The organism is Variovorax sp. J22P240 (assembly GCF_030316855.1).
Classification (GTDB): Bacteria; Pseudomonadota; Gammaproteobacteria; order Burkholderiales; family Burkholderiaceae_C; genus Variovorax.
This window is the reverse complement of sequence record NZ_JASZYR010000003.1, coordinates 374,088-400,899: the sequence shown is the minus strand read 5'-3', so window position 1 is coordinate 400,899 and position 26,812 is coordinate 374,088. Positions and strand designations below refer to the sequence as shown.

The following is a 26,812-nucleotide window of genomic DNA, read 5'->3' as shown; positions in this document are numbered from 1 at the left end:
CGTCGCATGAAGCCAAATGTCCTGCAACTCAATCCCATCCTGATCCCCGCGATCAACGACAAGCTCGCATCGCTCTACACGGTCCACAAGCACTTCGAGGTCACCGACCCGGAGGCCTGGCTGCGTGAACATGGCGAATCCATCGACGCCGTGATCACCGGAGGGCACACCGGCATTTCGCGGGCGATGCTGGAGCAGTTGCCCGGCCTCAAGGTCGTGGCCGTCAACGGCGTTGGCACCGACGCGGTGGATCTGGCCTACTGTCGCGACCGCGGCCTGCCCGTCACCGCGACCCTGGGCGCGCTGACCGAAGACGTGGCCGACCTGGCCATCGGATTGCTGATCGCCGCTTGCCGGAACCTCTGTGCCGGCGACCGTTTCGTGCGAGACGGCCAGTGGGAACTCCGCCCCCAGCCCAGCGCCATTCCGCTCGCCCGCCGGTTCAGCGGCATGCGCGTCGGCATCGTCGGAATGGGGCGGGTGGGTCGCGCCGTCGCGGTGCGGGCGGCGGCCTTTGGCTGCCCGATCAGCTACACCGACCTGCGCCCCATGGACGACATCGCGCACCGGTTCGTGCCAGACCTGGTGGACCTCGCGCGGGACTCCGACGCGCTCGTGCTGTGCGCGGCGGCGGACAAGGCCGAAGGCATCGTCAACGCGGCCGTGCTCGACGCGCTCGGCCCGCACGGCTTCCTGGTCAACGTCGCTCGTGGTCGTCTGGTCAATGAGCCTGACCTGACGGACGCGCTCGCTGGCGGCCGCATTGCCGGTGCGGGCCTGGACGTGTTCGTCGACGAACCCCGCGTTCCCCCGATGCTGCGCCAGTCCGACAGCGTGACCCTCCAGGCCCACCGCGCCAGCGCCACATGGGAGACCCGCACCGCCATGGCCGAGATGGTGCTCGACAGCGTCGCCCAAGCTCTGGCAGGCGAACGCCCGGCGATGAGCCTGACCACTTGAGGCGGCAGCGCTCGGCATCCATGACGGAGTTCGTATTTCCTGCGCCTGCGCCGACCACCGTGCCGGTGGCCGGCAGCACGGCGGTTTTTCCCGTCGGGCGCGTGTACTGCATCGGCCGCAACTACCGATGGAGCCGGGACGAGCAGACAACGCCGCTTGTTGAAATGCCCGCCTGGTTCATGAAGTCCGCCAACGCGGTCGTGCCGGCGTGCGGCGTTCTGCCCTATCCCCCGTCCACCAGCGACTTCTGCCACGAGATCGAACTGGTCGTGGCCATCGGTCGCGGCGGCCGGGACATCGACCCGGCGCACGTGGAACAGCATCACATCTGGGGCTATGCCGCAGGACTGGACCTCACGCGGCGCGACCTGCAGACGCAAGCGAAGCATGCGGGTGGCCCGTGGGAGGCCGCCAAGGCCTTCGACCACTCGGCACCCTGCACGCCCATCGTGCCAGCCGAGGTTTGCGGCCATCCGAGACAAGGGGCCGTGTGGCTGGCCGTCAACGGCATCGAGCGCCAGCGCGCCGACGTGTCCGACCTCATGTGGCCGGTGCCCGAACTGGTGGCGATGCTGTCGAGGTCGGTGACGCTCGCGCCCGGCGACCTGATCTTCACCGGCACACCCGCAGGGGTGGGCCCGCTGCAACCCTGCGATGTCGTCAGCGGCGGCGTGGCGGGCATCGGCCAGTTCTCCATGACCGTGGAGAGCGCCCTTTCGACATCACCCCCAACAGGAGACTCTCTTTGAACACAAGCACCCCCAGGAAGATCGCCCTGGTCACCGGCGCTGGCAGCGGCATCGGCCGCGCAGTGGCCCTCGGCTTGCTGAACGACGGCTGGGCCGTCGTGCTGGCCGGCCGCCGTGCCGAGCCCTTGCAGGCCCTGGCGACCGAAGCCGAGGCGCGGGGCCAGACCGCCATGGCCGTGCCCACCGACGTGACCCAGCCCGACAGCGTGCAGGCCCTGTTCGACACCATCGATCGCAGCTTCGGCCGGCTGGACCTGCTGTTCAACAACGCCGGGGTGAACGCCCCCGCGATCCCGATCGACGAGCTGCCGCTGGAGAAATGGTTCAGCGTGCTGAACACCAACGTGACCGGCGTGTTGCTGTGCGCGCGCGCGGCCTTCGGCCTGATGCGCCGCCAATTGCCGCAAGGCGGACGCATCATCAACAACGGATCGATCTCGGCACACACGCCGCGTCCCTTCACCGCGCCCTACACCGCCAGCAAGCACGCGGTGACGGGCCTGACCAAGGCGCTGGCCCTGGACGGCCGTGCATTCAACGTCGTGGTCAGCCAGATCGACATCGGCAATGCGCTGACCGAGTTGTCCGAGCGCATGACACGCGGCGTGCTGCAGGCCAACGGCACCATCGCGCCCGAACCCATGATGGACGCGAGCCACGTCGCCGATGCGGTGCGCCACATCGCCGCGATGCCGCTCAGCGCCAACGTGCTGAACATGACCGTCATGGCCAGCGCCATGCCCTTCGTCGGGCGCGGCTAGCGCGGCCAGAGAACCCACCGACCGATCCACCCGCCAGAGGAGACTTCCATGAAATTCAAATCCCTGTTCCTTGCCGTCTCGGCATCGCTCGCCATCGTGCCGACCCTGGCATCGGCCCAGGCCGCTTACCCGACCCGCGCCATCAAGATCATCGTGCCCGCCCCGCCAGGCGGCGCCATCGACACCATCGCCCGCGTCGTGGGCGACAAGCTGGCCTTGTCGATGGGGCAGCCGGTAGTCGTCGACAACAAGCCCGGCGCCTCCAACAACCTCGGCACGGACGTGCTCGCCAAGTCGGCGCCGGACGGCTACACGATCGGCATCGTGGGCGGCAGCCACAACATCAACAAGTTCCTGTTCAAGAACCTGGGCTGGGACCCGGAGAAAAGCTTCGAGCCCATCGTCTACACCCACGAGGTTCCGCTGGTGTTCGCCATCTACCCGCAGATTCCCGCCAAGACCCTGCCCGAGTTCGTGGCCTGGATGAAGGCCAACCCGGACCAGGCCAAGGTCGCCACCTCCGGTCGCGGCAGCGCGCAGGAAATGGCGGCCGAGATGTTCCGCATGGCGAGCGGCACGCAGATGCTGCTGGTGCCCTACAAGGGCTCCGCCGCCGCCCACCCCGATCTGCTGGCCGGGCGTACCGCGCTGTACATCGACACGATCAGCGCCATCCAGTCGCAGGTGAAGGCCGGCAACGCGCGCGCCATTGCGGTGTCGAGCCGCAAGCGGTCGATGTCCCTGCCGGACGTGCCGACCGCGGAGGAACAGGGCCTCAAGGGCTACGACGCGAGCACGAATGGCGGCTTCCTGGCGCCAGCCGGCACGCCCAAGGCGATCGTCGCCAAGCTCAATGCCGAGATCAACGCGGCGCTGAAGATGCCCGACGTGCGGGCCAAGCTGGAGGCCGCCGGCATCGAGATCCAGGGCGGCACGCCGCAGGAGTACGCCGCGCTGATCAAGTCCGACCTCGCCAAGTGGGGCAAGGTCGTCAAGGAGGCGGGGATCGCGGCGGAGTGAGTCTGGCTACGGTCGTCCCTGGTCCGGCCTGCTGTAGTCGCAGACGCCCTGCGGGAAGATCTGCTTGAGCTTTGCGACGGACGCGGGGTCGGGCGCCCACGGCGCATAGGTGCCGTCCTGCAACGCCGTGTCCGCGCTCTTCAGCGCGCACTTGTAGACCCCGCCTTCCAACGGCGCGCCGGCGACGATGCGCGAGGTGCTGAACAGCGGGAACGCGAGTGTGCAGGCGCCCTTCGGCTTGTTGTCGAGAATGCCGTCCCAGACGGTGGACCCCGAAGCGATCAGCTTGCCTTCGACGTCGAAGCAACTGTCCACCGCATCGGCCGGCCGGTTCCTGGCGATGCCCAGGAACGGATGAGCGCGGATGTTCGCCATCCACTGCGCCATGACGTCGACCACGACAAGGTTCTTATCGGCCTTCGGCACTACTCCGGGCATCGTGTCGGTGAACCAGATCACCAGGTGATCGCTGGTCCCCATCCGCTTCAGCACGCGCTGGCGTATCGCAAAGGACTGGTGCGCGTTGTGCATGTTGACCTCTCGCTCGAGGTACTGGCGGCTGTCGATGGTGGGCAGCGGCATGTGCCCGCTGAACACGAGCCCGGAGGTGTAGGCCGCCCGCATGGCTTCCAGGTTGCCCTCGGTGCGCGGCGCCGGCAGGTCCTCGGCCGGGGCGAGCGTCATGTTGCGCCGACTCCAGGGGTCGAACAGCGCGGGGTCCGCGACAACCATGGGCAGCGTGACCAATGGATTCACCGGGTAGCCCTCCTGCACCATGTCCCTCGGTTGCTTCCAACCGCCCACCTTGAAGTTGAGGTCGAGGAACTCCGCCGGCGTGATGCTGCCTTCCTTCATCGACATCAAGCCGTACTGGACACCGATGTTGTCCCACGTGTGGCGCGCGAAGCCATCGGCGTCGAGCCGGTAGATGTTGCGCGCGTCATCGAAGTGCGTCCACTGGATGGCGGGGGGGATTGGGCCGACGATGTCGCTTTGCGGTACGTAGTTGTCCGAGTTGGCTGCGCGGCCGAACCACGGGTTCATCACCAGCGGGAAGGCGCGCCGCCAGCCGTTCACGCACTCGGTCGAACCGGTGGTCATGCTCGGACCGCCGAGGCCCAGCAACGGCTTGATCGCTGACATCGGGTCGGTCACCAGGGGCTCGCCGTTCATGCCCACCAGCAGCGTGCGGTTCTTGACGTTCTGCCACCGCACGTTGTTCCGGTCGGTCACGTCCATGTAATGCTCGAGCAACTCGCAATCGCCCACGCTGGTCACCTGCGACACCATGTCGGGGTAGGACTGCACAGGCAGCGCGGCGTCCAGGATGCCGGGATGGTTCTGCGCCAGGATGTACTGCGCGACGGCACCGCCCGAGGCGCCCAGGCCCACGGTGTACGCGGGCACGCCGTAGCGCTCGATGAAGCGCTCCTTGGTCATCATCGCGGTCTCGCCGGCCAGCTGCAGGTTGTAGTGGGTGTTCGTGACGTTGCCGCTCGAGTGCGCGATGGCATAGCCCCGCTTCAGGATTTCAGGCTCGAGCGAACCGCTCTGCACGGATCCTTGCGAATGGCCGACCCCGACGCCGCCCCCGAAGTAGTAGCCGAGGCGGCCGTTCCACAGGCTCATGTTCGGGTGGGCTGGATCCTCTCCACGCGGCACCAACATCGCGAAGCTGTAGAGGAAGCGATTGATGGTGCCGACTTCGCGGCGCACGATGAAGTCCACTGTGGTCCCGTCGGCCAGCGTGATCTGGGTCATGTCGGCCGGTCCCGTGTCGCCAGGCGGCAGCAATTTCCAGGTGTTGCCGCTCGCCCAGTACAGATAGGTCACGAAGCTGTCGATGGAGCAGTCGCGGCTGTAGCCGGCAATGGTGCCCCCTGCGCCGAGCACGGTGTAGCCGGCCGGGGTGTCCGAGTCGATCTTCGGCTGCAGTCCGAACTGGTTCGTCGTGCAGACGAAGGGGTGCTGGTGGGGGCCGGAAAACATCGGGCCCTTGATCGGGTGGTTGGTGAGCCGGATCGAATCCGCGACGATGAGACCGTGCGCGAGACGGACCTCGAGCCTGTTGTCCCCGTCAATGAACCCGCTGACGACGCCCTCCAGCCGCAACCCGCGCGAGACCAGCGCCTGCGAAGTCTTCCGGCCGTTGATCCAGATCTCCAGGTTGTCGTGCAAGCCGGGCGGCGCCCACACCTCGATGCGCGCATCGCCTCCCGATACCCACTGCGGTGCACTCGACACGATCCGGATGGCCACCGGCAGCAGCTTGTCGTCGCGAACGTCCCCGGACTTCGCGTCCAGCGCTTGCGCGGTCGTATCGGCAGGCACCGGGGTTGATGAGGGTTTCATGGACGACGCCAACCCGGACGAATCGCCGCTTCCACCGCCGCAGGATGCGACGGACAACGCAACGAGCAACGACCACGCAAAGCGCCGACGGCTCGATTCAACCCGCGTGCTGTTCATAAGCTTCTCCACGCCGGATGTGCATCCCTGCACTCCCAGTGTGTGCCGTGCCTTCGAAATTTCAAGGCCCATCGCGGTCGCCAAGGCCGGGGCAGGCATTGCACTCATTTACACATCCAACGGCGCCGCCGGTGCGTAGAAGTCTCGGGTACTCATTCAAGCACCCGATCGCCCACGTCAATTTCCAGCCAGACAACCAGTTGAGGTGATGCCCATGAGACTCTCGAACCCATCCATCCAGTTTGGCGTGCTTGCCACCTGTGCAATTGCCGCCGCCAGCGCATTGGCGTCCAGTCACCGCGAGGCGCCCTCGATCACCGGCATGCCGAAGGTCGATGCCACCGACTTCTACATGTTCCGCAGCTACGAGGCCGGCCGCGAGGGCTTCGTGACCCTGATCGCCAACTACCAGCCCGACCAGAGCCCGTACGGAGGGCCGAACTACTTCGCGATGGATCCGAACGCGCTCTACGAGATCCATCTCGACACCGACGGCGACGCGGTGGAGAACATCACGTTCCGCTTCAAGTTCACCCACACGCTGCGCGACATCCAACTGCCCATCGCCGACAAGAAGGTGTCCATTCCACTGGTGCAGGCCGGCGCCATCTCGGCGCCGAACCAGCCGACCAGCAACCTGCGCGAGACCTACACGCTCGACATCGTGCGTGGCGACCGCCGCACGGGCCGGGTCGATCCGGTCTCGATGGCCGGCGGCGGCATGGTGTTCGACAAGCCGACGGACAACATCGGCGACAAGACGTTCGGCGGCCCGACCGGCTATGCCAGCTATGCGAACCAGCACCTCTATGCGGTCAACATCCCCGGCTGCGCCACGCCCGGCCGTGTGTTCGTCGGGCAGCGCAAGGACTCGTTCACCGTTGCGCTGGGCCAGGTGTTCGATCTGATCAACCTCAATCCGCTCGGCTCCACCAGCGCAAATCCTGACGCGCTCGCCAACCGAAACGTGACCACGATGGCGCTGGAGGTTCCGATCTCCTGCGTCACCACCGCGGCCAGCCCCATCATCGGCGGATGGACCACCGCCAGCGTGCGCCAGGGCCGGCTCATTGCCAGCCCGCCGAAGAGCGGCCATGGCACGACAACGCTGAACGGCGGCCCGTGGGCGCAGGTCTCGCGCCTGGGCATGCCGCTGGTCAACGAGGTCGTGGTCGGGCTGAAGGACAAGGACAAGTTCAACAGCTCCAAGCCGAAGGACGATGGCCAGTTCGCCGACTACGTCACCAATCCGACCCTGCCTGCCCTGATCCAGACCTTGTTCCCGGGCGCCACCGCGCCCACCAACTTCCCGCGGACCGACCTGGTGGCTGCCTTCCTCACCGGCGTCGAAGGCGTCAACAAGCCCGCCAATGTCAAGCCGTCGGAAATGCTGCGGCTCAACACCTCGGTGATGCCGACGCCCAAGGCCAGGCAGAGCAATCTGGGAGTGCTGGCCGGTGACACCGCGGGCTTCCCCAACGGCCGCCGGCCCGGCGACGATGTGGTGGACGCCGAGCTGCGCGTCGCGATGGGGGCGCTGTGCGTGGCCACCGGTGCGCTCGATGCGTTGAAGGTCGGCTGCAAGCCGGGCGATGCGCCCGCGGGCGGTGCGGCCTTGACCGACGGCGCGCTGCAGAGCCCCGCGCAGTTCTCGGACGCGTTTCCCTACCTGAACACGCCCCTCCCGGGCTCGCAATAAGGAGCACGACATGAAGCGCATGATCATTCGAATCGGCCTTCCGCTGGTGGCGGCGTTCGTCGTCGCCGCCTGCGGCGGTGGTGGTGGGGGCGGCGGCTACTTTCCGCCCATCGGCGGCATGACGCCGCCTGCGGACCCCGACACTCTCGATGCGTTTCTGGCCTATGTGAAGTCGCTCGTCGCGACCGCGCTGGACACGGCGGAACCCGCCGATGTGACGGCTTTCGATCCGCCGACGACCACGGACACCCGGGAACCCATCGCCACGCAGTGATGCGCACACTCCATGGCCCAACGGCCGGCCTCGTGCGATGCGGCCTGCTGGCAGCGGCAGCGCTGCTTTTGGCGGCCGGTGTGCCGCTCGGCGCCACACCGCGCGTGCCGGCCAGCGACGACACGATCGTCGAGACCCTGCCCGCCATCGCGAGCTGGTCGCTCGGGGAACGACGGCTGCGGCAGGCGTTGGCACAACGCCCGACTGACGAAGCCACCGCGATCGCTGCCGCCCAGTCCTACCTGGAACTGGCGCGAACGCAGGGCGATGCGCGCTACGCCGGCTACGCCATGGGCGCGCTGCAGGCGTGGGACGCGACAGCGGCGGCGCAGACGCCGCCTGCCGTGCTGGTGATGCGGGCCACGGTCGCGCAGTTCCTGCATGACTTCGATGCGGCCGAAACCACGTTGAAGTCGGCGCTGGCCCAGCAGCCCCGCAACGCGCAGGCCTGGATCACGCTGGCCACGATCCTGCGCGTGCGGGGTCGCTATGCCGAGTCGGACGCCGCGTGCCGGGCGCTGGGCCAAGCCGGCTCCGCGCTCTATGGCCTGGCCTGCCTGGCCGAGAACGCCGGCTTGCGTGGTGACCATCCGTCCGCACGCGACACCCTGCGCGGCTTGCTGGCCGATCCGATGGTGCAGGGCGCGCAGCAGGCGGGCACGCGCCAATGGCTGCTTACGAGCCTCGCTGAAATCGAGGAACTCGCGGGTCGCCCAACCGCGGCCGAAGCCTTCTACAGACAGGCGCTGCAGGCCGAGCGCTCGGGCTATCTCCTCATCGCGTACAGCGACTTCCTGCTGCGCGAGAAGCGACCTGCCGAAGTACCTGCGCTGCTCATCAAGGAGCCTCGCAGCGATGCGGTGCTGCTGCGGTTGGCGATCGCCGCACGTCGGGCAGCCGGCATGGGCATCGCTCGCCAGGATTCCGAGGAGTTGCGCGCCCGCTTCGACGCGGCCGCGCTGCGGCCGGGATATGCCGAAGCGCATGCACGCGAAGGTGCCTTGTTCGCACTCGACGTCGAGGGTGACGCCAAGCGAGCGCTCGACCTCGCCCGCGCCAACGTCCGCCTGCAGCGCGAGCCGATCGACCTGTTGCTGCTCGCACGCGCCGCCGCCGCGGCCAACGACGAAGAAGCGCGCAGCGAGCTCAGGGCGTTGATGCAACGCACGGGGTTGCGCGATGCGCGTATCGACGCCGTTCTTTGACATGACGACCGGACACGCGCGGCGGATGCGCTGGATGAGCGCATGCGTGATGGTCTTGCTGTTCACACTGTTGGCGGCCGGACCGCGCATGGCGCATGCGCACAAGGCCAGCGACGCCTACCTGCAGATGCAGGCCGCCGGCGATGCGATGGACCTGCGCTGGGACATCGCGTTGCGCGACCTCGATGCAGTGCTCGATCTCGACCGCAACGGCGACCGCCAACTGAGCTGGGGCGAAATCCATGGCCGCATGGACGAGATCCGCGCCTATGCGCTAGCGCGCCTCCGGCTGCAGCAGGGGCGCTGCGCCTTCACTCAGGCTGCGCCGCCGGCGGTGGACGATCGCATCGACGGTGCCTACCTCGTCTTCCAACTCCAGGCCCGGTGCGATGCCGCGACGGCGCTGTCGATCGACTACCAGTTGTTCCGCGAGGTCGACCCCACGCACCGCGGCCTGCTGCGCATCACGACGCAGGCGGCCGGCAACGATCCGCTGGTGCGTTCGCTGGACCCATCCGGCGGCCCGGTCACCCTGGGCTGGCCTTCGGCTTCGCGCGACGGCGGGCAGGGTGCGAATCCGGCGGATGCTGCGTCGCCCGACGCGAGCCTGTTTCGCGATGGCGTGCATCACATCCTGATCGGATATGACCACGTGCTCTTCCTGATCTGCCTGCTGCTGCCCGCGGTGCTGCGCCGCTGCGCCGGCGGCGGCGGCTGGGAGCCTGTGGTGACCTGGCGCGAGGCGGTCTTGCCGATGCTCGGCATCGTGACGATGTTCACCGTCGCGCACTCGATCACGCTGGCACTGGCCGCGCTGAACATCGTGAACATCTCGCCGCGAGTGATCGAGCCGGCCATCGCGATCACGATCCTGCTCGCCGCGGTCGACAACATCTACCCCGTGCTGCGAGGCCGGCGCAAGCTGTTCAGCTTCCTGTTCGGTCTCATCCATGGCTTCGGGTTCGCCGGCGCGCTGGCCGAGATGGAGCTTCCGACGCGGGGCTTCGTCCTGGCGCTGCTGCAATTCAATCTCGGCGTGGAGGCGGGTCAGCTCGTCGTCGTGTTCGTGGCGCTCGGCGCCTTGCTGGCGATGCGCCACTGGCGTCGCTACGAGCCGGTGCTGCTGCACGGCGGGTCGACCGCGGCGGTCCTGATCGCGGGGATCTGGTTCATGGAGCGGGTCTTCGACCTCAAGGTGCTGCCGTTTTCCTAGACCCTGACGAACGCCATGCGTCGGCGTCGTCACCGCTGCAACGCTTTGAGCTGAAGCAGCCCGTCATCCGTCTGGAACGTGTCGTCGCTGGTCTTGACGACGCTTTTTCCCGTCGCAAGGCGGTATTCGGTGGCGACTTCGCGTGGAACGCCCGCGACCTCGCCGGGGCTCGCTTCGAGGGATTCGGTGTACCGCACGACCACGTGCCGCTTGCCCACCTGATCGGTGACCTCGATGCGCTCGGTTGGGGCTTTTTTCCTGTGAGGCATTTGCTTCCTTCCCAAGGTTGAGCAGTTTCCACTGTGAGGCAGATCGATGACTGAATGCTGACGCCTCAGCGCCCACGAACCCGCGCCCACAGTGCCCGCAGCCTGCGGGCGCGATCCTCGAACAGATACGAGCCCGCCAGCGTGAAGAGGCCGGAGACGATGCCCGTCACCAGGGCCTCCAGACGAGGGAAGCCGTAGTGCCCCGGATGGGAGAAGGTGTCGCCGATCATCGTCAGGATACCGACGAGCAGCGCGTTGCCATAGCGGTTCGCGAAGAGCCTGGTGGCCGGCGTGAAGGTCAACAGTACCGCGAGCAGGCCGGTGAACAGGCCTGTCTGCAACGCGAGCGTCCAATGGGGAATGCTCAGGAGATTGCCAAGACTTCCGGGCATGCAGGTCATGCAGGCGCTGGTGGGCTGCCAGAAGCGCTGGACGAACAGGATGAAACGACGCTTCCATGGATTCGGCATCACGCGATCCCGTCAATGCACCGATCGGCATCGTCTCACATTCGACCGCGACGGCTCCAGGGCGTCGCCGGCTCGCAACGACGCCGTCGGAGCGCGTGCACACTGACGGAGGCACCGACCACAATCGGGCAGGAACGGCGGTTGCAGCGAGTGGCGTTGCTCCTGCTCAGGTGCCCTCCTCCTTTTCTTCTCCGGTTTGCTTTCCTACTTCTTCGTTCTGGTCGTCGGACTGGTTGCCGGGTGCGTCAGCGGCATCATCGGGACGGGCTCATCGCTGCTGCTCCTTCCGATCCTCGTGTACCAGTTCGGGCCCAAGCATGCAGTGCCCATCATGGCGGTCGCGGCGGTGTTGGGAAACATGGCTCGCGTTGCGGCCTGGTGGAGCGAGATCGACTGGAAGGCCGTGGCAGCCTACGCCATACCCGGGGCGCCGGCTGCCGCTCTTGGTGCGAGCACGATGCTGGCGCTTCCGTCTTCGGTGGTGGAGGCCATGCTCGGAATCTTCTTCCTGGCGATGATTCCGCTCAGGCGCTTGCAGGCGCGACTGGCGTGGCGTCCGACCCTGTGGCACTTGGCATTGGCAGGCGCCTTGATCGGATTCCTTACCGGCCTGGTTCTATCGACTGGACCGCTCAGCGTGCCTGTGTTCACCGCGTATGGTCTGGCCTCCGGGGCTTTCGTTGCGACCGAGGCTGCCAGTGCGCTGGTCTTGTACGTCAGCAAGGTTGCGACGTTCAGGCAACTGGGAGCAGCGCCGGTGGAGATCCTGCTTCAAGGGGGCATCGTCGGGGCTTCGCTCATGGTGGGTACGTACGGAGGCAAGGCCGTACTCAAACGCTTGGAAGTCAGCACGTTTCATCGCATGCTGGATGCGCTGATGCTGGTCCCCGGATTTGCGCTGCTGTGGAGAGCAGTTCAGTGAAGACCGGCATTGTTCTTGGCTCAGCCGCTGCGCCGCAAATCGATGCGATGGTGGCCTTGGCAACTTCCAGGCGGCGCTCGCATTCCGCATAGACCACTGCCACCAAGGCTCGTACCTCCTTGGAGTTGGTTGCGGAGTCATCGATGCGCGTCGCCCGCCATGAATCGACGAGACCGTGAAGGCATGCGGCGGCTTGGTAGACCTCCAAGCTGCGCCGCGGTCGCCGCCCGCCCGGGCCGCCGTGCGACCTTCGCCTTGCACCGCGCAATCAACTGGAGGCCGCGAGCGCCTCGCGCATAGCAAGACCATGGGTGTGCGGGGAAGTTCCGAGTCTCAGCCTTATCGGATGGAAATCGAAAATCCGGCTCACCGTTCGGTAGCGCACAGACAGCTTCCCTTGTTTGACTAGCATTGCGGCCAGGGACATTGAGACAACTTCCGAGATTGACGGTGGTCGCCGCATTCCTGAAATGGATTTGTGATGAAACTCAGCCTGCTCGATCTGCCGTGGTGGGGACTCATGCTCGTCACGCTGGGCTTGACCCACGTCACCATCGCAGCGGTCACCATCTTCCTGCATCGACATCAGGCGCATCGAGCTCTGGAGCTTCACCCCGCCATCAGCCACTTCTTCCGATTCTGGCTGTGGCTCACCACCGGCATGGTGACCCGGGAATGGGCGGCGATTCACCGAAAGCATCACGCCGAATGCGAAACCTCGGAAGACCCCCACAGCCCGCAGTTCCACGGCATCATGACAGTGCTGTTCAAGGGCGCCGAACTCTATCGCGTGGAAGCCCGGAATCCCGCAACGCTCGAGCAATACGGCCGCGGCACGCCGGACGACTGGATCGAGCGCAACCTGTATGCGAAGTACACCCGCCTCGGCATCGGCCTCATGCTGGGAATCGACATCGCCCTGTTCGGCCCGATCGGGCTCAGCATGTGGGCGGTGCAGATGCTATGGATACCGGTCTTCGCAGCGGGCGTGATCAACGGCATCGGTCACTATTGGGGCTACCGCAACTTCTCGCCCGACGACAACTCCAGCAATGTCGTTCCTTGGGGCATCCTGATTGGCGGCGAAGAACTCCACAACAACCATCACGCTTACGTCACCTCCGCCAGACTGTCGAACAAATGGTGGGAGTTCGACATCGGCTGGATGTACATCCGCATATTGGAGACTCTGCACCTTGCAAAGGTGCGCAGAGTTGCGCCGAGGATCCGCTATGACGCATCCAAGACTCAATGTGACGCGGGCACCCTGCAAGCTGTCGTCACTCACCGCTACGAGGTGCTGGCCAGGTTCGCCCGATCGCTGCGTCCGGTTGCCGTGAGAGAAATTTGCAGCCTCCGAGCCAGCGCGCTGCCCGGTTCGATGGACTTCAAGGCGCTGGACCCGGTCAAGTACCTGCTGCAAAGAGATGCGGCGCAATTGCCCGAACCGCAGCGCGCGGTCCTGAGACAAGCGCTGGACTCCAGCACCGTGCTGCGCACCATCTATTCGACACGGCAGGATCTCACTGCCCTATGGGGCCGATCCACTGCCACGAAGGAGCAGTTGGTGAAACAGTTGGAAGACTGGTGTCGGCAAGCCGAGGAAAGCGGCATCGGAGCGCTGCGTGACTTCTCTCGAACCCTGCGCTGCTACGACTCACTGAGAGGAGACATGAAATGACCTTGGGAACAATTCTGCTGATCGTCGTGATCCTGATGCTGGTGAGCGCAGTGCCAACCTGGCCTCACAGTCGGACATGGGGCTACGGCCCCAGCGGCGGCATCGGGCTGGTGTTGCTGGTCGTGGTCGTATTGCTGTTGATGGGAAAGATATAGCTCGGGCGAAGGCTCCTATGACTGGTCGTGACGAGGAAGCAGTCATAGATGCCTTCGCAACCCCTCCAGATCAATCACGGTAATCCCCCCGTACTCGATCCTCAACAGCCCCGCCTCCTTCAACCGATTCAGCGCCGCATTGCACCGCTGCCGCGACAGCCCCGACAGATTCGCGATCTCCTCCTGCGAGGTCTCCAGGTGCGTCTGCCCGAGCGGGTGCAGCCACGGATGAAAGAGCCCCGCCAGAGCCCGCGCCACCTGGCTGTCGGTATCGAGCAGCCGCTGCGCCGCGTAGTTGCCCATGAACCAGTGCAGCCGCTCGTTGATCTGCACGAGCAGGAAGTGATTGAAGCTCATCTGCGTGCTGTGCAGCCACTCGAAGGTGTCGATGGGCAGCACCGCGACGCGGCTGTCCCGCAGCGCGATGATGTCGGCGGTGCGCGGCACGGCGCGCAGCAGCGTCCCCTCGCCGAACCAGCTGCCGACCGACAGGCCGCCGAAGGTGACGGAACGGCCGTCGTCAGACGTGAGCGACCATTTGAGCAGCCCCTCCAGCGTGCCGTACCAATGCATCGGGGTCTCGCCGCGGCGGCACAGCGCGGCGCCGGCAGCGACGCGTTGCTCGCGCATGTCATCGAGCACGCGCGCCTGCGCCTCGCGCTCCAGTTGCGGAAACCAGCCGGACAGCTCCAGCAGCGCGGGGATCGAAAGGGACAGGGATTTTTTGTTGTCGTGATGCATGAACGCTCCAGCGCCTCGTAAACCCTGATCTCAAATGTCGTCGCGATGACTGCCTCGGCGCGGGCAGCCAAAAATAATAGCGCGCTGTTCACAGGAGAAACCTCATGTCGAAGCGCAAGGTGATCGTGACCATTGCCCCTACGGGCGGGATGGCGCACAAATCGCAGAACCCCCATCTCCCCACGCAACCCGCCGAGATCGCCGAAGACGTGGTGCGCTGCTGGAACGCCGGCGCCAGCGTGGCCGCGATCCACGCGCGCCGGCCCGACGATGGCGCAACGTGCAATGCCGACGTCTACCGCGACATCAACACGCGCATCCGCGCGGCGGGCTGCGACATCGTGATCAACAACTCCACGGGTGGTGGCGTGCACGGCGACATGGTCAAGCCGCTGCCGGGCAACCGCTGGGAGATTGCGTGGGAGGAGCGCATCAAGGGCATGGATGCAGGCGCCGAGATGTGCACGCTGGACGCGACCACGCTCAACCTCTCTTTCGAAGGCCGCGACATCCTGATGGACACGCCGCTCGGCAAGGGCCGCGAGCTGGCCGCCGGCATGAAGGCGCGCGGCATCAAGCCCGAGTGGGAGGTGTTCAGCCCCGCGCACATCCTGCAGGACACGACCACGCTGATCAACGAGGGGCTGGACGAGGAGCCCTACTTCATCAACCTGGTGATGAACGTGCATCGCAACTTCCAGAACGCGATGCCCTTCTCGCCGCGCCATCTGCAGATGATGGTGGACACGCTGCCCAAGGGCGCGATCTTCTGCGTGAGCGGCATCGGCCCTTCGCAGCTGGAGGCGAACATCAGCGCGCTGCTGCTCGGCGGCCATGCGCGCGTGGGGCTGGAAGACAACCTCTACTACCGGCAGGGCGAGCTGGCGACCAACCTGCAATTGACCGAACGCATCGTGCGGGTCATTCGCGAGATGGACATGGAGCCCGCGACCCCTGCGGAGGCACGCGAGATGATGGGCCTGCCGCGCCGTGGCTTGCCGGTGCCCGAGTTCGCGCCCGCCGCATCGCGGCGAGGGCAGTGATGAGCGCGGCGGCAGATCCGGTGAAGCGCGTGGCGGTCGTCGCCACCGGCGTGATCGGTGCGAGCTGGGCGGCGTACTTCCTCGCACGGGGCCTGGATGTGGATGCCACCGATCCCTCGCCCGGCGCGGAAGCGCGGCTGCGTGCGGCCGTCGCGCAGCACTGGCCGACGATGGAGCGCTTCGGGCTGGCCGAGGGTGCATCGGTGGAGCGGCTGCACTTTCACGACCGGCTCGAAGACGCGGTGGCCGCTGCCGACTTCGTGCAGGAGAACGGGCCGGAGCGCATCGACATCAAGATCGAACTGTTCCGCCGCATGGACGCGGCAGCGGCGCCGCGCACGCTGCTCGCCTCCAGCTCCTCGGGGCTGGCGATCACCGGCGTGCAGTCCGCATGCCGTCACCCGGAGGGCGTGGTGCTCGGGCACCCCTTCAATCCGCCGCACCTGATTCCGTTGGTGGAGGTAGTGGGCGGCGAGCACACATCGGCTGACACCATCGAGCGCACGATGGCCTTCTACAGCGCGATCGGCAAGCGACCGATCCACGTGAAGCGCGAGGTCAAGGGCCACATCGCAAACAGGCTGCAGGCGGCGCTGTGGCGCGAGGCTTTCCATTTGGTGGACCAGGGAGTGGCGTCCGTGGCAGATATCGACACGGCGATCGCGCACGGGCCGGGCTTGCGCTGGGCGCTGATGGGGCCGTTCATGAACCTGCATCTGTCGGGTGGCGCGGGCGGCATTGCGCACGTGCTGGACCATCTGGGCGGGCCGATCGAGGACTGGTGGCGCGACCTCGGTGCGCCGACGATGACCGCCGAGCTCAAGCAGCGGGTTGTTGAAGGCGTAGCAGCGGAACTCGGCGCACGACGCATCGGCGAACTGGAATCGACCCGCGACACCCTGCTGTTGAACCTGATTCACGACAAGACGACCAGCGGCACACTCGAATGACAACGGACGGCTGGCCTTGCGCTTCGCACGGCCGACCATCTCAGGAGACAAGTGCATGACCACTCCCGGCTTCTTCGAAGACGAAAGCCAGCTCGCACCGCCACGCACGGTCCGTATCGATTTCGACGACGGCTCCTTCGCGCTGCGTTCGCCGGTCGCGCTCAAGCCCTACGCGCGCTGCATCGGCGAGTGGCTGGAGCGCTGGGCACGTGAAACGCCCGACGCGCTGGCGCTGGCAGAGCGCGACGACAGCGGCGAAGGATGGCGTCAACTCGATTACCGCGCATTGCGCCGTGCCGTGGGCGCGGTGGCGCAGAGCCTGCTCGACATGGGCATTGCGAAGCACCGGCCGGTGGTGATCCTGTCGGACAACGCGATCGACCATGCGGTGCTGATGCTCGCGACGATGCACATCGGCCGCACGGCGTGTTCGCTGTCCAGTGCGTACTCGCGCATGGCGAAGGACCCGACGCGGCTGCACGGCATTTTGCGCACGCTCGATCCGGCGTTGATCTACGCGTCGGACGCCAACGTGTACGGGCCGGCACTGTCCGGCTGCGATGTCGATGCGGTGAAGGTGTTCAGCCGCCATGCCGACACGCACACCGGCGCCTTGCCCTTCGACCCCTTGATGCAGACGGAAGAGACGCCGGCCGTCATGCAGGCCTTCGAGGCGATCCTCCCCGACGACCATGCCAAGTACCTGCTGACCTCCGGCTCCACCGGCAAGCCGAAGGTGGTGATCAACACGCACCGCATGCTGTGCGCCAACCAGCAGATGATGGCCCAGACCTGGCGCTTCCTCGACGAGGAGAAGCCGGTGCTGGTCGACTGGCTGCCCTGGAGCCACACCTTCGGCGCGAACCACAACTTCAACATGGTGCTGTGCCATGGTGGCGCGCTCTATATCGACGAGGGGCGGCCGGCGCCGGGGCTGATCGAGAAGACGGTGCGCAATCTGCGCGAGGTGCGACCGACGCTGCTGTTCAACGTGCCGCGGGGCTACGACATGCTGCTGCCTTTCCTCGAAGCGGACGATGCGTTGGCTGCAGAGGTCATGTCGCGCTTGCGGCTGGCCTTCTATGCAGCCGCGGCTCTGGCGCCTTCGACCTGGCAGCGGCTGGAGGCCGTCGCCCGGCGTGCGCGCCCCGAGCGGCCGCTGTGGCTCACGACATCCTGGGGCGCAACCGAGACCTCGCCGGCCATCACCACGGCCCATTGGCGGTTCGATGGCGCGGGCTGCATCGGTGCGCCCCTGCCTGGGCTGGAGCTGAAGTTCGTGCCCAACGGCGACAAGCTGGAGATGCGGGTCAAGGGCGTGTCGGTGTTTCCCGGCTATCGCAATGCGCCACGTGAAACGTCGGCGGCCTTCGACGACGAGGGCTACTACCGGATCGGCGATGCGGGCTTTCTGGCGGACACGCAGCGGCCCGAACGCGGCGTGATGTTCCACGGCCGCGTGGCGGAAGACTTCAAGCTCACGAGCGGCACGTGGGTGTCGGTGGGCACGCTGCGCGTCGATCTGGTCTCGCGGCTCGCGCCGCTGGCGCAGGACATCGTGATCACCGGCCACGACCGCGATGAGATCGGCATGCTGGTCTTTCCGAGCCCGCAAGGCGGGTCGCGGCCGCGCGAAGAATGGCACGCCGCGCTGCAGCGTGTGATGCGAGAGTTGCGAGACGCGGGCGGCGGCTCGTCGCAATGCCCCGTCCGGGCGCTGGTGCTTTCCGCACCGCCGGATATCGATGCGGGAGAGATCACCGACAAGGGCTACGTCAACCAGCGGGCCGTGCTGGCGCGGCGCGCGCCGGAGGTCGAGCGGCTGCATGGCGCCGGCGATCCGGAGGTCGTGCGGGTCGACTGAAGGGGCGCGGTGCGCGTCGACCGCTGGCTAGAATCGAAAAAGATCGCCAGCTAAAAGGATTCGACGTGAGAAGGTGGCTCGTGTTGCTTGGCCTCGTGGGGTGCCAGGTTGAGGCTCAGACCGTTTGGTTCACCGTGACAGGCAATCCGCGCGATGCATCCGTGGATACGGTGGAGGTCGACCCGGTCGCGATCCAGACCCACGGCGCGCAGAAGACCATGAACGTGCGCGTGAGTCGGGCAACGGAAAGGCTCAACTGGGAGAAGGTGCCCTACCGCTCGTACGAGTCGCAGGTCGTCTTCGACTGCCGTGCGCGCAAGGCCGAGTACCTCTTCGCGGCCTTCTACCCGGTGCCGCTGTGGCAAGGGCAGCCGCACAAGGTCACCGACTACGCGAACGATCGCCGGCCCATGCGCTTCCTCGACGTCGAGCCCAATCCCACGAACCGCATCATTCGCGCAGCCTGCCGCGCCACTGCCGGCTAGGGTCGAAGCCAGCCAGAGGCCAGGCCGGACGGGCTCATGACTGCATCGATCTCCCTGGTGCTGTTCGACCTGGATGGCGTGCTCTGCCACTACGACCGGTCGGTGCGCGTCGACCGTCTGGCCTCGTCGACGCTCCAGAGCACCGAAGCGGTGCGCCATGCCATCTGGGGAACCGGACTGGAGTCACGCGCGGACGCGGGCCTGATCGGCGATGAGGACTACCTCGACGAGTTGGGCCGGCTCCTGGGAAGCCCCGTGACGCTCGACGCCTGGCTGGACGCGCGGCGTGCGGCCATGACGCTGGATGCGGAGGTGCTCGGGATGGCGCGGACTGTCTCCACGCGCTGCAGGATCGCGATCCTCACCAACAACTGCCGCCTGCTCGCCCTGCACATGGACAGGCTCTGCCCCGAAGTGGCGGCGCTGTTCGGCGACACGATCCACGCCACGGCCTCGTTCGGCGCGACGAAGCCAGCGCCGCAGGCTTATCTGCGCTGCGTGGAGGCATTGAGCGTGTCGCCCGGCGAGACGCTGTTCATCGACGATGTCGAAGCCAATGTGGTCGGTGCGTTGCGCGCCGGTCTGCAGGCGTACGAGTTCACCGATGCGGCCGCGCTGGCCCTGGAGTTGGAGGCTCGCGAACTGGCCTAGAGGTGACGTTAAATCGCCACGCTACCGGGTGACCTCGTCGAGGCCCGTCGCTAGGATGGGGCGCTCGACCAGAAAGGCATGCCCATGCTTCAGCCGGTAGACGCATTCCCTCGGAGAGCGGTGGCGATAGCCGCGGCGATGCTTGCCTGTTCTGCGGGATCGACGTTCGCGGATGTCACCGTGAGCGGAAGCTACACGAGCACCGTTCAGCTCGACAGCCAGAACAACCCGAACAGCAGCCAGTTCGTCAATGTGCTGCCGAACACCACGGTGAGCGTGAACAGTGGGCAGGCACTGTTCGGACAGAACCGAGCCTGGCAAGTCAACAACAACGGGAGCCTGACGAGTCTCGACGCCAACACCTACGCCGTGTATCTGCAAGCAGGTACCCGGCTGGCGAATCAGGTCGCTGGCTCGGTCAGCGGGGTCGGCGGCGGGCTGACCATCGTCAACGCGCAAGGCGCGCTGGACAACTACGGATCGATCAATGCCTCGGTGGGCCCCGGTGTTCAGTTCCGGGCGGGAGGAACCGTGACCAACGAGGCGGGAGGCCTGATCGCCGGCGGCACCCATGGCATCTACCTCCTCAACGCGAACGATGCCGCGACCAACAGCGGAACCATCACGGCCAGCAATGGCGCCGGTGTGCGACTGGAAGGCGGCAACCTCAACTTCCAGAATACCGCGGGCGCACGGGTGAGCGGCACGGCCTACGGCGTGCAGTTCGTCAATGGCTCGCAGACGATGAGCAATACCGGCACGGTTCAAGCCAGTGGCGGCATCGGCGTGGACTTCAGCACCGGCGGTCAGCTCGTCAACGCGGCGGGCGCATTGATCAGCGGGGCGACGTACGGTGTCCACACGCGAAACGGCTCTGCCGACATCACGACGGCCGGCACGATCAGAGGGGGCACCGCGTCCGTCTGGTTCGAAACGGGCAATGGCAAGCTGACGATGCAGACGGGCGGCTTGCTCGATGGGCCTGCTCTCGGTGGCGGCACGAGCCGCGTCATTTTTCAGGGCGCCGGCTCGGCACGCAACGACTTCCTCAGCTTCGGAGCCCTCGACATGGTCGGGGATCGCTGGACGCTGCTCGGAAGGACCGAGGCAAAGACAAGCACGGTCAGCACCGGCGTGCTCGCCATCGGGGCGCCAGGCAACGCAGGAGCAGTGCTGATCGCAGACACCATCACGGTCGGACCTCTGGCATCGCTCGCGGCCTACGACAGCCGGCTGACCGGTGCGCTCACCAACAATGGGTACGTCTACGTCGGAAGGGGCTTTGCCTATCCGGACGCCACGCTGCCGTCCATCGTGCAGTTGGATGGCTCGATGGTGAACAAAGGCGTGATCGCCATGACCGGAGGACTGCAGTTCGGCAATGTGCTGCTCGTTTCCGGCAACTACCAGGGCGGCGTCGGGAGCAAGCTGTTGATGGGTGCGCTGCTCGATGAGGAACTTCAAGGCCCGATCTCGGCGCAGATCACCGATCGGCTTCTCGTGCGCGGCAATGCGAGCGGCGCCACGCTGGTCAACTTCGCTACGCTGATCGATCCTTCTCCGGCGACCCGTCAGGCCCTGATCGATGCGGCCAATCGCGTTGCGGGAAGCCGCGTCACGCGGAACGTGCTCGGCGCAGAAAGCGTGGACGACGTCTTGCCGGACACCGGCGTCTCCATCATCCAGGTCGCCGGAAGTTCGACACCGACCACTTTCCTTCTGGAGCATGGGTACGTGACGGGCGGCACACCCTACCAATACAGGCTTTACCCCTTTGGACCGGGCTCGCAGAACGGCGCGGCAGCGCCATCGCAGAGTCTTGTCGGGAATCCGACTGGCTACTGGGACTACCGGCTCACGCGGCCGATTGGGAGCAGCATTCCGGAGCCGCCACCGCCGCCACCGCCGCCACCACCGCCCGGCCCCCCTCCGCCCCCACCGGCACCGCCTCCCCCGGTTCCCGCGCCTGAGCCGCCTCCGCCGTCTCCCGCACCTGAACCGCCTCTGCCGCCTCTGCCGCCACCTCCGCGCCCGGATGTCGACAAGCCCGAGACCATCTCCGACTTCGAACGCCCACTGGTCGCGCCACAGGTCGCTTCCTACCTGACGATGTCGGGTGCCATGCTCAATGCCGGCCTGCAGGACCTGGACAGCCTGCATCGAAGGCTGGGTGAAGTTCGCGATTCGGAGCGCATGGGCGCCCTTGGGCAGTTCGAGGGCTTTGCCCGCATCTATGGCTCGTCATTCGACTACCGGACGAACCTCAGCTTTGGCAACTACGGCTTCGATGCGAAGCAGGACTACACCGCCTTCCAGGTGGGCGGCAGTGCGCTGCTCAGAAAGGACGATGCGGGCGTATGGCGAGTGGGAGGCGCGCTGAGCCTTGGCAAGTCGAAGCTGTCTCCCGACGCGCCCCTGGATGGCGCCAGCGAAACGAACGCCGATACACGCACCCTGTCGGCGATCGCGACCTACCTGGATCGCCAGGGTTGGTACGCGGACTTCATCCTGTCCGCGGGCGATCTCAAGTCCAGGACAACATCGGCGGCCTATTTCGGCGGCGATGTCGCCAACTCCGACGGGCGCACCTATGCGGCCTCGGCCGAGGTCGGCTACCCCCTCCCCATCGCGTCCACGGGCTTCGAGATCGAGCCTCAACTCCAGTACGTCTGGCAGCAGGTCCGGTTCGACGACTTCAGGGATGCCGACGGCATCAATACCAGCCTTGGGAACCAGCGCCAGAGCGTTTGGCGTGTCGGCGCGCGACTGACGCGTCCGATCGAGACGGGATCGGGTACGCGCGTGACGCCCTATCTCAAGCTGAACTATCTCTATGGCGCGAGCGACCCCGGGACCGTTGTGATCGGAGCCACCAACTTCCAACTCGGCAAGTTCGGAAGCGGCTGGCAGGTCGGTGGTGGGGTGAGCGGGATGGTGAGCAAGCGACTCTCCGTCTACGCGGACGTCGCCTGGCAGCAAAACACCGGCACGGCCGGCTGGAAGAACTGGCTATTCAGCGGCGGGCTTCGCTACGCGTTTGGAGGCCCCTGAGCTTCACCGCGAGGACGTGCCCCCCGGCGGGAAGCCGGCAAACAGCCTGTCGAGCGCCGATTGCACCGCGGCGTTCACGCGCGAGGGATCGTCGGGCAGGACCCCGCTGGCGCTGCCGCGCCAGACCGCCCGCTTGGTGCGCGCGTCGAACATGTCGACCACCAGCGTGCCCTTTTCATAGTTGTCGACCGACATCGTCGCGTAGCCCGGCCAGCCGCTGCCGATGCCGAGCCAGTTGAGGTCGTGGCCGATGCCACTGTAGAAGTTGTTGAAGGTCTGGCCCTGCACGCGGGTCACGTGCGCTGCGACATGCACGTCGCCTTCGGCGACGCGTTGCCATCCCGCGGCCTGCAGCCGTGCGTCGATGCCCGCGACGACGCTCTGGGGCATCACGGATTCGCTGCCGCTTCCGGATGTGATCCAGCTGTAGCTGCGAAAGCTGCCGAACTGGGCCTTGGGGTCGAAGTCGGTCTTGACCGTCGCCGTGTTCGCGCAGGCTGCCAGCAGCGTGGCGGCAAGGACGACGACAAGGAATCTTCCAATCATGTTCGCTCCAGTGTTGAGTCCGGTTGGCAGGCAGGCGGCGGGTTCGCCGCTCGAATCATGTTAACGCCCGCTCGATCTACCCGGCCCGGCCCAGGACCAGCGACACGTGGAAGCCGACGCCGCGCCGGGCCAGTCCCTGCGACACCGCGACGCATCCACCCATGCGCGAGACCGCCTGCTTGACGATCGCCAGCCCGAGCCCTGAGCCGGGTGTGTCGTGGCCCACGCCGCGGTGGAAGCGCTCGAACACGCGCTCGTGGTCCGACTCGGCGATGCCGGGTCCGTCGTCTTCGACGGACAGGGTCAGGCGCTCGTCATCGCTGCGCAGCGTGACCACCACCTGAGCACCGTCGTGCACGTAGCGGATCGCGTTGTTCAACAGGTTCTCCAGGATCGACTGGAACGCGGGCACGTCGATCTGCGCTTCGAGGCTGTCGGGCGCGTCGAGCGTCAACTCGATGCCGCGTGCCAGTGCCCGCGGCGCCGCCTGGGCGAGGATCTGACGCGCCCATTGCGCCACGTCGACGGATTTCGGCAACCGCCGATGCGCGTCGTCCAGCGAGGCGAGTTCTAGCAATTGCTGCGTCAGGTGGGAGGCACGCTCGATGGCCTGTTCCAAGTGCACCTGCGCGCGCTCCCGCTCCTCGCTGCTGCCTGCGCCGGAAAGCGCATGCGCCTGGGCGGCGATGACCGCCATCGGAGTTCGGAGCTCGTGGGCCGCGTCATGCACGAAGGCGCGTTCACGCTCCATCGTGCCTCGGAGCTGGGCCAGCATGCGCTCCAGTGCCGCGATGAGCGGTTTGAGCTCCGCGTACTTCGGATCCATGCCGATGGGCGAGAGATCGGCCGTGCCGCGTTCGGCAATGCGATCGGCCAGCCGCTGCAACGGGCGCAGCCCGAGCTTCACCGCCAGCCAGACCGGCAGCAGGATCAGCGGAAAGGCCAGCAGCAGGTACGGCAGCACGCGCCCCGCATTGCGCTCGAGGATCCACATGCCGGTGATCCGGGGCTCTGCCAGCTGCAGCGACCAGCGCCCGGTGTCACGTCGATAGACCCAGTAGGTCTGGCCGTCGATCTGCTGGTCGATCACCTCGCCCTGCCGTCCGTCCAGAACTTGCCTGCCCAGCGCGGGCGACGCGTGGATCAATTCGCCCTGCCGGTCGCGCAGTTCCATCAGCACGCTGCCGGCGGGGTTGCCGCTGATGCGCAGGGTCTGGAACTGGGTGGCCGTGGCGGTCATCACCACGCCGGCTTCGGCGTCGTCCCGGACCTCCGCCAGCGCCGCCGTGAGCGCCCGCCCCAGCTTCTTCAGGCCCTGGTCCACGGCGAGCGCCTGTCGGAACTCGATGTAGATGTACGCCAGCAGCGCCAGCCAGACCAGGAAGAACGCGCCCAGCAGGGCAAGCACTACGCGCTGAACGATGGTCGGGCGGGCGAGGAGCAGGTGCGGCACGCGGCGATTGTGGGTCACCGAAGCTTGGGCTTCGCCAAGCTTCGGCTCTCAGAGGGGTAAAGTGAGCACTGGCTCGGTTTCGATGCACGACTCGCCGGCCTTTGTTGCACAGGCGACAGGGCGCGGCAAACTAAATGAACGGTACCGTATCCTAAAGACTCCCCTAACCTGAACTGATGAGACTTTGATGATGAAGACAAGACTGTTTGCGCTGGCCGCGGTTGCCGCATTGGGATCGGGCAGCGCACTGGCACAAAAGGCTGGCGACTGGCAAGTCGGCGCCGGCTGGCTCCATTTCGCACCCCAGGATTCGAGCGAACCCCTGACCTTCACGGCGCCGCGCCCCGCCGTCGTGCCCGGTTCCGGCGCCAGCGTCGACAGCTCCGACACGCTAGGCCTCAACGCCCAGTATTTCATCGACAGCCACTGGGCGGTCGAAGGCGTGATCGGCGTTCCGCCGAAGTTCAGGCTCCAGGGCACCGGCACGCTGGGCCCGATCGGCGAACTCGGTGAAGCACGCCAATGGAGTCCGACGCTGCTGGCCAAGTACTACTTCCTCGAGGGCGACGCCAAGCTGCGTCCCTTCGTCGGCCTGGGCGCGACCTACGTCTGGTACAGCGACGTGAAGCTCACCCCCGGCTTGCAGGGCGCCCTGGCCAGCCGCGTGGGCATTCCCGCCGGCAGGTCGGCCACCACGGCCGACCTCGACAGCTCTTTCGCCCCGGTGTTCAATCTCGGCGCCGCCTACCAGTTCGACCAGCACTGGGGCATGTCCTTCTCGGTGTCGTACATCCCGCTGAAGACCACGGCCAAACTGACGACCACGGTGGCAGGCGTGCCGGTCGCCATGAGCGAGTCGCGCCTCAAGGTCAATCCGATCGTTCCGTACCTGTCGGTGACCTACAAGTTCTAAGCCTCCGACTGGGACGCGTTCCGGGACGCAGCGCTACCGAAGCACGAGCACGGGCAATGACGAGTAGGTCAGCACGTGCTGCGTCTCGCTGCCGAGCAGCAGGCGACCGAGCCCGTTGCGGCCGTGCGAAGCCATCACGATCAACTCGCTCTGCTGTTTCTCGGCGGCCACGATGATGGCGTCCGCCACCTGGCTGGAATGGCTCACCAGTGCACGGCAGGACACGCCGCGCGCGAGGGCACGCGCGCCGATGGCATCGACCAGCGCCTGCGCCCTTTCGAGGCGCCGTCGATCGGTGTCATCGGCGGCCACGTTGTTCATCGCGCCGTCCATGTAGCTCTTGGGCTCCCGTCGGGCCACGGTGAAGGCGACCAGCTCGGCGCCATGGTGCCGGGCCAGGCCGATGGCGCTCTCGACGGCCTTCTCCGACAGTTCGGAGCCGTCGGTCGCGACCAGGATCTTCTTGAACATGATGGGCTCTCCTGATGGGAAGAACCCAGTGTTGGACAGATGGACCCGTGTCGTGTTGACCGCGATCAACCTGAGGCCTCAACGGCACCAGATCGCGATCTGGTCTTGCAGGTCCATCCACACCGCCTGCAGGGCCATCGCGGCGAGCAACGCACCGGCGAGCCGCGTGCCCCAGTGCTGCGGCACCCCGCCTGACCCCGAGCACAGGCGCCGCCAGAGGTAGGGCGCGAGCAGCAGCGACAGCGCACTGCCTGCGGCGAACAGCGCCATGACGCCGGCGCCCGCGAGCACCCCATTGGCCAGCGCAGCGAGCATCAGTGCCGAGTACAGCAGGCCGCAGGGCATCGCGACCCACAGCGCCCCGCTCGCCAGCACACCGAGGGCGCTGCGGCCGGGCAAGCGCTGCGCGCGCCCTGCGGCCCAGCGTGCAATGCGGCTTGCCCACAGCGGCTGCCGGCCGGTCGCCGCGAGCAGCAGTCCCCAGGCGAACACGAACACGTGCAGCAGCATCCACGCAGGGCGCAGCGCGGCGACCTGCCCGCTGGCGAGCGCGAGGCCCTCGGCCGCAGCGGCCGCGACGGCGCCTGCGCTGGCGTAGCCGAGTACACGCCCCACGTGGAACCACGCACCCGCGGGCACGGAGGGCTGCGCGGCCGCGATGGGTGCGGCGCCACCTGAGGGCACGACGCGCACGATACGGACCACTCCCTCGCATGCGGCCCCGCACATGGCCACGCAGTGCGGGCCGCCGCCCACGCCCATCAGGAACGCGGTACCGAGCAGCGCCGCCTGCATGG

General features: G+C 66.7%; 27 protein-coding genes. 19 read left to right on the top strand and 8 right to left on the bottom strand.

The window, feature by feature from the left end; translation table 11 throughout:
• Positions 1 to 6: 6 nt before the first annotated feature.
• The 4 genes from QTI24_RS11855 to QTI24_RS11840 are packed head-to-tail and all read left to right on the top strand — an operon-like array spanning position 7 to position 3,490.
• Positions 7 to 960, top strand: a complete 954-nt coding sequence (locus QTI24_RS11855; RefSeq protein WP_286600588.1) for a 2-hydroxyacid dehydrogenase — start codon at positions 7 to 9, stop codon at positions 958 to 960.
• A gap of 20 nt (positions 961 to 980) precedes the next feature.
• The gene (locus QTI24_RS11850) at positions 981 to 1,709 is read left to right on the top strand and encodes a fumarylacetoacetate hydrolase family protein (RefSeq protein ID WP_286600586.1); all 729 of its coding nucleotides are present in this window, start codon (positions 981 to 983) and stop codon (positions 1,707 to 1,709) included.
• A complete protein-coding gene (locus tag QTI24_RS11845; RefSeq protein WP_286600585.1) occupies positions 1,706 to 2,470 on the top strand; it encodes an SDR family oxidoreductase in 765 nt (254 codons plus the stop codon). Before QTI24_RS11850 ends, QTI24_RS11845 begins: the two co-directional genes overlap by 4 nt.
• A 48-nt stretch (positions 2,471 to 2,518) precedes the next feature.
• The gene (locus QTI24_RS11840) at positions 2,519 to 3,490 is read left to right on the top strand and encodes a Bug family tripartite tricarboxylate transporter substrate binding protein (protein WP_286600583.1); all 972 of its coding nucleotides are present in this window, start codon (positions 2,519 to 2,521) and stop codon (positions 3,488 to 3,490) included.
• A gap of 6 nt (positions 3,491 to 3,496) precedes the next feature.
• Here QTI24_RS11840 and QTI24_RS11835 read toward each other — a convergent pair whose 3' ends face one another.
• Entirely contained in the window at positions 3,497 to 5,842 is a 2,346-nt protein-coding gene (locus QTI24_RS11835) for a DUF6351 family protein (protein WP_286600581.1), read from the bottom strand.
• Between QTI24_RS11835 and QTI24_RS11830 the strand changes: the two genes are divergently transcribed.
• The 5 genes from QTI24_RS11830 to QTI24_RS11810 all read left to right on the top strand — a co-directional run bounded on the left by QTI24_RS11830 (position 5,841) and on the right by QTI24_RS11810 (position 10,350).
• Complete coding sequence (locus QTI24_RS11830; RefSeq protein WP_286600578.1) at positions 5,841 to 6,098, top strand: hypothetical protein; 258 nt, start codon at positions 5,841 to 5,843, stop codon at positions 6,096 to 6,098. The genes QTI24_RS11835 and QTI24_RS11830 overlap by 2 nt on opposite strands.
• A 75-nt stretch (positions 6,099 to 6,173) precedes the next feature.
• Positions 6,174 to 7,658 (top strand): DUF4331 domain-containing protein, encoded by a 1,485-nt coding sequence (locus tag QTI24_RS11825; protein ID WP_286600576.1) that lies wholly within the window; start codon positions 6,174 to 6,176, stop codon positions 7,656 to 7,658.
• A gap of 10 nt (positions 7,659 to 7,668) precedes the next feature.
• Positions 7,669 to 7,932, top strand: coding sequence for a hypothetical protein (locus QTI24_RS11820; protein WP_286600575.1), 264 nt, complete (start codon positions 7,669 to 7,671; stop codon positions 7,930 to 7,932).
• Positions 7,932 to 9,137 (top strand): tetratricopeptide repeat protein, encoded by a 1,206-nt coding sequence (locus QTI24_RS11815; protein ID WP_286600574.1) that lies wholly within the window; start codon positions 7,932 to 7,934, stop codon positions 9,135 to 9,137. Before QTI24_RS11820 ends, QTI24_RS11815 begins: the two co-directional genes overlap by 1 nt.
• A gap of 34 nt (positions 9,138 to 9,171) precedes the next feature.
• Positions 9,172 to 10,350, top strand: a complete 1,179-nt coding sequence (locus tag QTI24_RS11810; RefSeq protein ID WP_286600573.1) for a HupE/UreJ family protein — start codon at positions 9,172 to 9,174, stop codon at positions 10,348 to 10,350.
• A gap of 29 nt (positions 10,351 to 10,379) precedes the next feature.
• Here the strand turns inward: QTI24_RS11810 and QTI24_RS11805 are convergent, their stop codons facing one another.
• Together QTI24_RS11805 and QTI24_RS11800 are read right to left on the bottom strand one after the other, a co-directional pair.
• Positions 10,380 to 10,619: a hypothetical protein gene (locus QTI24_RS11805; RefSeq protein WP_286600572.1), complete on the bottom strand. Its 240-nt coding sequence runs from the start codon at positions 10,617 to 10,619 to the stop codon at positions 10,380 to 10,382.
• Positions 10,620 to 10,684: 65 nt separating this feature from the next.
• The gene (locus tag QTI24_RS11800) at positions 10,685 to 11,089 is read right to left on the bottom strand and encodes a hypothetical protein (RefSeq protein WP_286600571.1); all 405 of its coding nucleotides are present in this window, start codon (positions 11,087 to 11,089) and stop codon (positions 10,685 to 10,687) included.
• A gap of 196 nt (positions 11,090 to 11,285) precedes the next feature.
• Between QTI24_RS11800 and QTI24_RS11795 the strand changes: the two genes are divergently transcribed.
• The 3 genes from QTI24_RS11795 (at position 11,286) to QTI24_RS11785 (ending at position 13,847) form a co-directional block, all read left to right on the top strand.
• Positions 11,286 to 12,011: a sulfite exporter TauE/SafE family protein gene (locus tag QTI24_RS11795; protein ID WP_286600570.1), complete on the top strand. Its 726-nt coding sequence runs from the start codon at positions 11,286 to 11,288 to the stop codon at positions 12,009 to 12,011.
• Between the two features lie 481 nt (positions 12,012 to 12,492).
• The gene (locus QTI24_RS11790; protein ID WP_286600569.1) at positions 12,493 to 13,692 is read left to right on the top strand and encodes a DesA family fatty acid desaturase; all 1,200 of its coding nucleotides are present in this window, start codon (positions 12,493 to 12,495) and stop codon (positions 13,690 to 13,692) included.
• On the top strand, positions 13,689 to 13,847 hold the full coding sequence (locus tag QTI24_RS11785) for a DUF3309 domain-containing protein (protein ID WP_286600568.1): 159 nt from the start codon (positions 13,689 to 13,691) through the stop codon (positions 13,845 to 13,847). Before QTI24_RS11790 ends, QTI24_RS11785 begins: the two co-directional genes overlap by 4 nt.
• Before the next feature lie 42 nt (positions 13,848 to 13,889).
• Here QTI24_RS11785 and QTI24_RS11780 read toward each other — a convergent pair whose 3' ends face one another.
• Complete coding sequence (locus QTI24_RS11780; RefSeq protein WP_286600567.1) at positions 13,890 to 14,588, bottom strand: Crp/Fnr family transcriptional regulator; 699 nt, start codon at positions 14,586 to 14,588, stop codon at positions 13,890 to 13,892.
• Between the two features lie 104 nt (positions 14,589 to 14,692).
• Between QTI24_RS11780 and QTI24_RS11775 the strand changes: the two genes are divergently transcribed.
• From QTI24_RS11775 to QTI24_RS11750, 6 genes are all read left to right on the top strand, one after another.
• Complete coding sequence (locus QTI24_RS11775; protein WP_286600566.1) at positions 14,693 to 15,631, top strand: beta-keto acid cleavage family enzyme; 939 nt, start codon at positions 14,693 to 14,695, stop codon at positions 15,629 to 15,631.
• Positions 15,631 to 16,581: a 3-hydroxyacyl-CoA dehydrogenase NAD-binding domain-containing protein gene (locus QTI24_RS11770; RefSeq protein ID WP_286600565.1), complete on the top strand. Its 951-nt coding sequence runs from the start codon at positions 15,631 to 15,633 to the stop codon at positions 16,579 to 16,581. Before QTI24_RS11775 ends, QTI24_RS11770 begins: the two co-directional genes overlap by 1 nt.
• Before the next feature lie 55 nt (positions 16,582 to 16,636).
• Positions 16,637 to 18,445 (top strand): feruloyl-CoA synthase, encoded by a 1,809-nt coding sequence (locus QTI24_RS11765; RefSeq protein ID WP_286600564.1) that lies wholly within the window; start codon positions 16,637 to 16,639, stop codon positions 18,443 to 18,445.
• A 65-nt stretch (positions 18,446 to 18,510) separates the two neighbouring features.
• Entirely contained in the window at positions 18,511 to 18,930 is a 420-nt protein-coding gene (locus tag QTI24_RS11760) for a surface-adhesin E family protein (RefSeq protein ID WP_286600563.1), read from the top strand.
• 36 nt (positions 18,931 to 18,966) lie between these two features.
• Complete coding sequence (locus QTI24_RS11755) at positions 18,967 to 19,581, top strand: HAD family hydrolase (protein WP_286600562.1); 615 nt, start codon at positions 18,967 to 18,969, stop codon at positions 19,579 to 19,581.
• A gap of 180 nt (positions 19,582 to 19,761) precedes the next feature.
• Positions 19,762 to 22,632, top strand: a complete 2,871-nt coding sequence (locus tag QTI24_RS11750; RefSeq protein WP_286600561.1) for an autotransporter outer membrane beta-barrel domain-containing protein — start codon at positions 19,762 to 19,764, stop codon at positions 22,630 to 22,632.
• A gap of 3 nt (positions 22,633 to 22,635) precedes the next feature.
• On the opposite strand, the gene QTI24_RS11745 is transcribed toward QTI24_RS11750, so the two are convergent.
• Entirely contained in the window at positions 22,636 to 23,178 is a 543-nt protein-coding gene (locus QTI24_RS11745; protein WP_286600560.1) for a DUF4136 domain-containing protein, read from the bottom strand.
• A 76-nt stretch (positions 23,179 to 23,254) separates the two neighbouring features.
• Positions 23,255 to 24,649, bottom strand: coding sequence for a sensor histidine kinase (locus tag QTI24_RS11740; RefSeq protein ID WP_286600558.1), 1,395 nt, complete (start codon positions 24,647 to 24,649; stop codon positions 23,255 to 23,257).
• 172 nt (positions 24,650 to 24,821) lie between these two features.
• On the opposite strand from QTI24_RS11740, the gene QTI24_RS11735 reads away from it, so the two are divergent.
• The gene (locus tag QTI24_RS11735; RefSeq protein WP_286600801.1) at positions 24,822 to 25,544 is read left to right on the top strand and encodes an OmpW/AlkL family protein; all 723 of its coding nucleotides are present in this window, start codon (positions 24,822 to 24,824) and stop codon (positions 25,542 to 25,544) included.
• A gap of 33 nt (positions 25,545 to 25,577) precedes the next feature.
• Here QTI24_RS11735 and QTI24_RS11730 read toward each other — a convergent pair whose 3' ends face one another.
• Positions 25,578 to 26,015 (bottom strand): universal stress protein, encoded by a 438-nt coding sequence (locus tag QTI24_RS11730; protein ID WP_286600557.1) that lies wholly within the window; start codon positions 26,013 to 26,015, stop codon positions 25,578 to 25,580.
• A 78-nt stretch (positions 26,016 to 26,093) separates the two neighbouring features.
• On the bottom strand, positions 26,094 to 26,810 hold the full coding sequence (locus QTI24_RS11725; protein ID WP_286600556.1) for a sulfite exporter TauE/SafE family protein: 717 nt from the start codon (positions 26,808 to 26,810) through the stop codon (positions 26,094 to 26,096).
• Positions 26,811 to 26,812: the final 2 nt, after the last annotated feature.

Bases quoted from the DNA above. Each gene is read 5' to 3' on its own strand.
- QTI24_RS11855 (WP_286600588.1), top strand. From the start codon at position 7: ATGAAGCCAAATGTCCTGCAACTCAATCCCATCCTGATCCCCGCGATC.
- QTI24_RS11850 (WP_286600586.1), top strand. From the start codon at position 981: ATGACGGAGTTCGTATTTCCTGCGCCTGCGCCGACCACCGTGCCGGTG.
- QTI24_RS11840 (WP_286600583.1), top strand. From the start codon at position 2,519: ATGAAATTCAAATCCCTGTTCCTTGCCGTCTCGGCATCGCTCGCCATC.
- QTI24_RS11830 (WP_286600578.1), top strand. From the start codon at position 5,841: ATGGACGACGCCAACCCGGACGAATCGCCGCTTCCACCGCCGCAGGAT.
- QTI24_RS11835 (WP_286600581.1), bottom strand. From the start codon at position 5,842: ATGAAACCCTCATCAACCCCGGTGCCTGCCGATACGACCGCGCAAGCG.
- QTI24_RS11825 (WP_286600576.1), top strand. From the start codon at position 6,174: ATGAGACTCTCGAACCCATCCATCCAGTTTGGCGTGCTTGCCACCTGT.
- QTI24_RS11820 (WP_286600575.1), top strand. From the start codon at position 7,669: ATGAAGCGCATGATCATTCGAATCGGCCTTCCGCTGGTGGCGGCGTTC.
- QTI24_RS11815 (WP_286600574.1), top strand. From the start codon at position 7,932: ATGCGCACACTCCATGGCCCAACGGCCGGCCTCGTGCGATGCGGCCTG.
- QTI24_RS11810 (WP_286600573.1), top strand. From the start codon at position 9,172: ATGAGCGCATGCGTGATGGTCTTGCTGTTCACACTGTTGGCGGCCGGA.
- QTI24_RS11805 (WP_286600572.1), bottom strand. From the start codon at position 10,619: ATGCCTCACAGGAAAAAAGCCCCAACCGAGCGCATCGAGGTCACCGAT.
- QTI24_RS11800 (WP_286600571.1), bottom strand. From the start codon at position 11,089: ATGCCGAATCCATGGAAGCGTCGTTTCATCCTGTTCGTCCAGCGCTTC.
- QTI24_RS11790 (WP_286600569.1), top strand. From the start codon at position 12,493: ATGAAACTCAGCCTGCTCGATCTGCCGTGGTGGGGACTCATGCTCGTC.
- QTI24_RS11785 (WP_286600568.1), top strand. From the start codon at position 13,689: ATGACCTTGGGAACAATTCTGCTGATCGTCGTGATCCTGATGCTGGTG.
- QTI24_RS11780 (WP_286600567.1), bottom strand. From the start codon at position 14,588: ATGCATCACGACAACAAAAAATCCCTGTCCCTTTCGATCCCCGCGCTG.
- QTI24_RS11775 (WP_286600566.1), top strand. From the start codon at position 14,693: ATGTCGAAGCGCAAGGTGATCGTGACCATTGCCCCTACGGGCGGGATG.
- QTI24_RS11770 (WP_286600565.1), top strand. From the start codon at position 15,631: ATGAGCGCGGCGGCAGATCCGGTGAAGCGCGTGGCGGTCGTCGCCACC.
- QTI24_RS11765 (WP_286600564.1), top strand. From the start codon at position 16,637: ATGACCACTCCCGGCTTCTTCGAAGACGAAAGCCAGCTCGCACCGCCA.
- QTI24_RS11755 (WP_286600562.1), top strand. From the start codon at position 18,967: ATGACTGCATCGATCTCCCTGGTGCTGTTCGACCTGGATGGCGTGCTC.
- QTI24_RS11745 (WP_286600560.1), bottom strand. From the start codon at position 23,178: ATGATTGGAAGATTCCTTGTCGTCGTCCTTGCCGCCACGCTGCTGGCA.
- QTI24_RS11735 (WP_286600801.1), top strand. From the start codon at position 24,822: ATGAAGACAAGACTGTTTGCGCTGGCCGCGGTTGCCGCATTGGGATCG.
- QTI24_RS11730 (WP_286600557.1), bottom strand. From the start codon at position 26,015: ATGTTCAAGAAGATCCTGGTCGCGACCGACGGCTCCGAACTGTCGGAG.
- QTI24_RS11725 (WP_286600556.1), bottom strand. From the start codon at position 26,810: ATGCAGGCGGCGCTGCTCGGTACCGCGTTCCTGATGGGCGTGGGCGGC.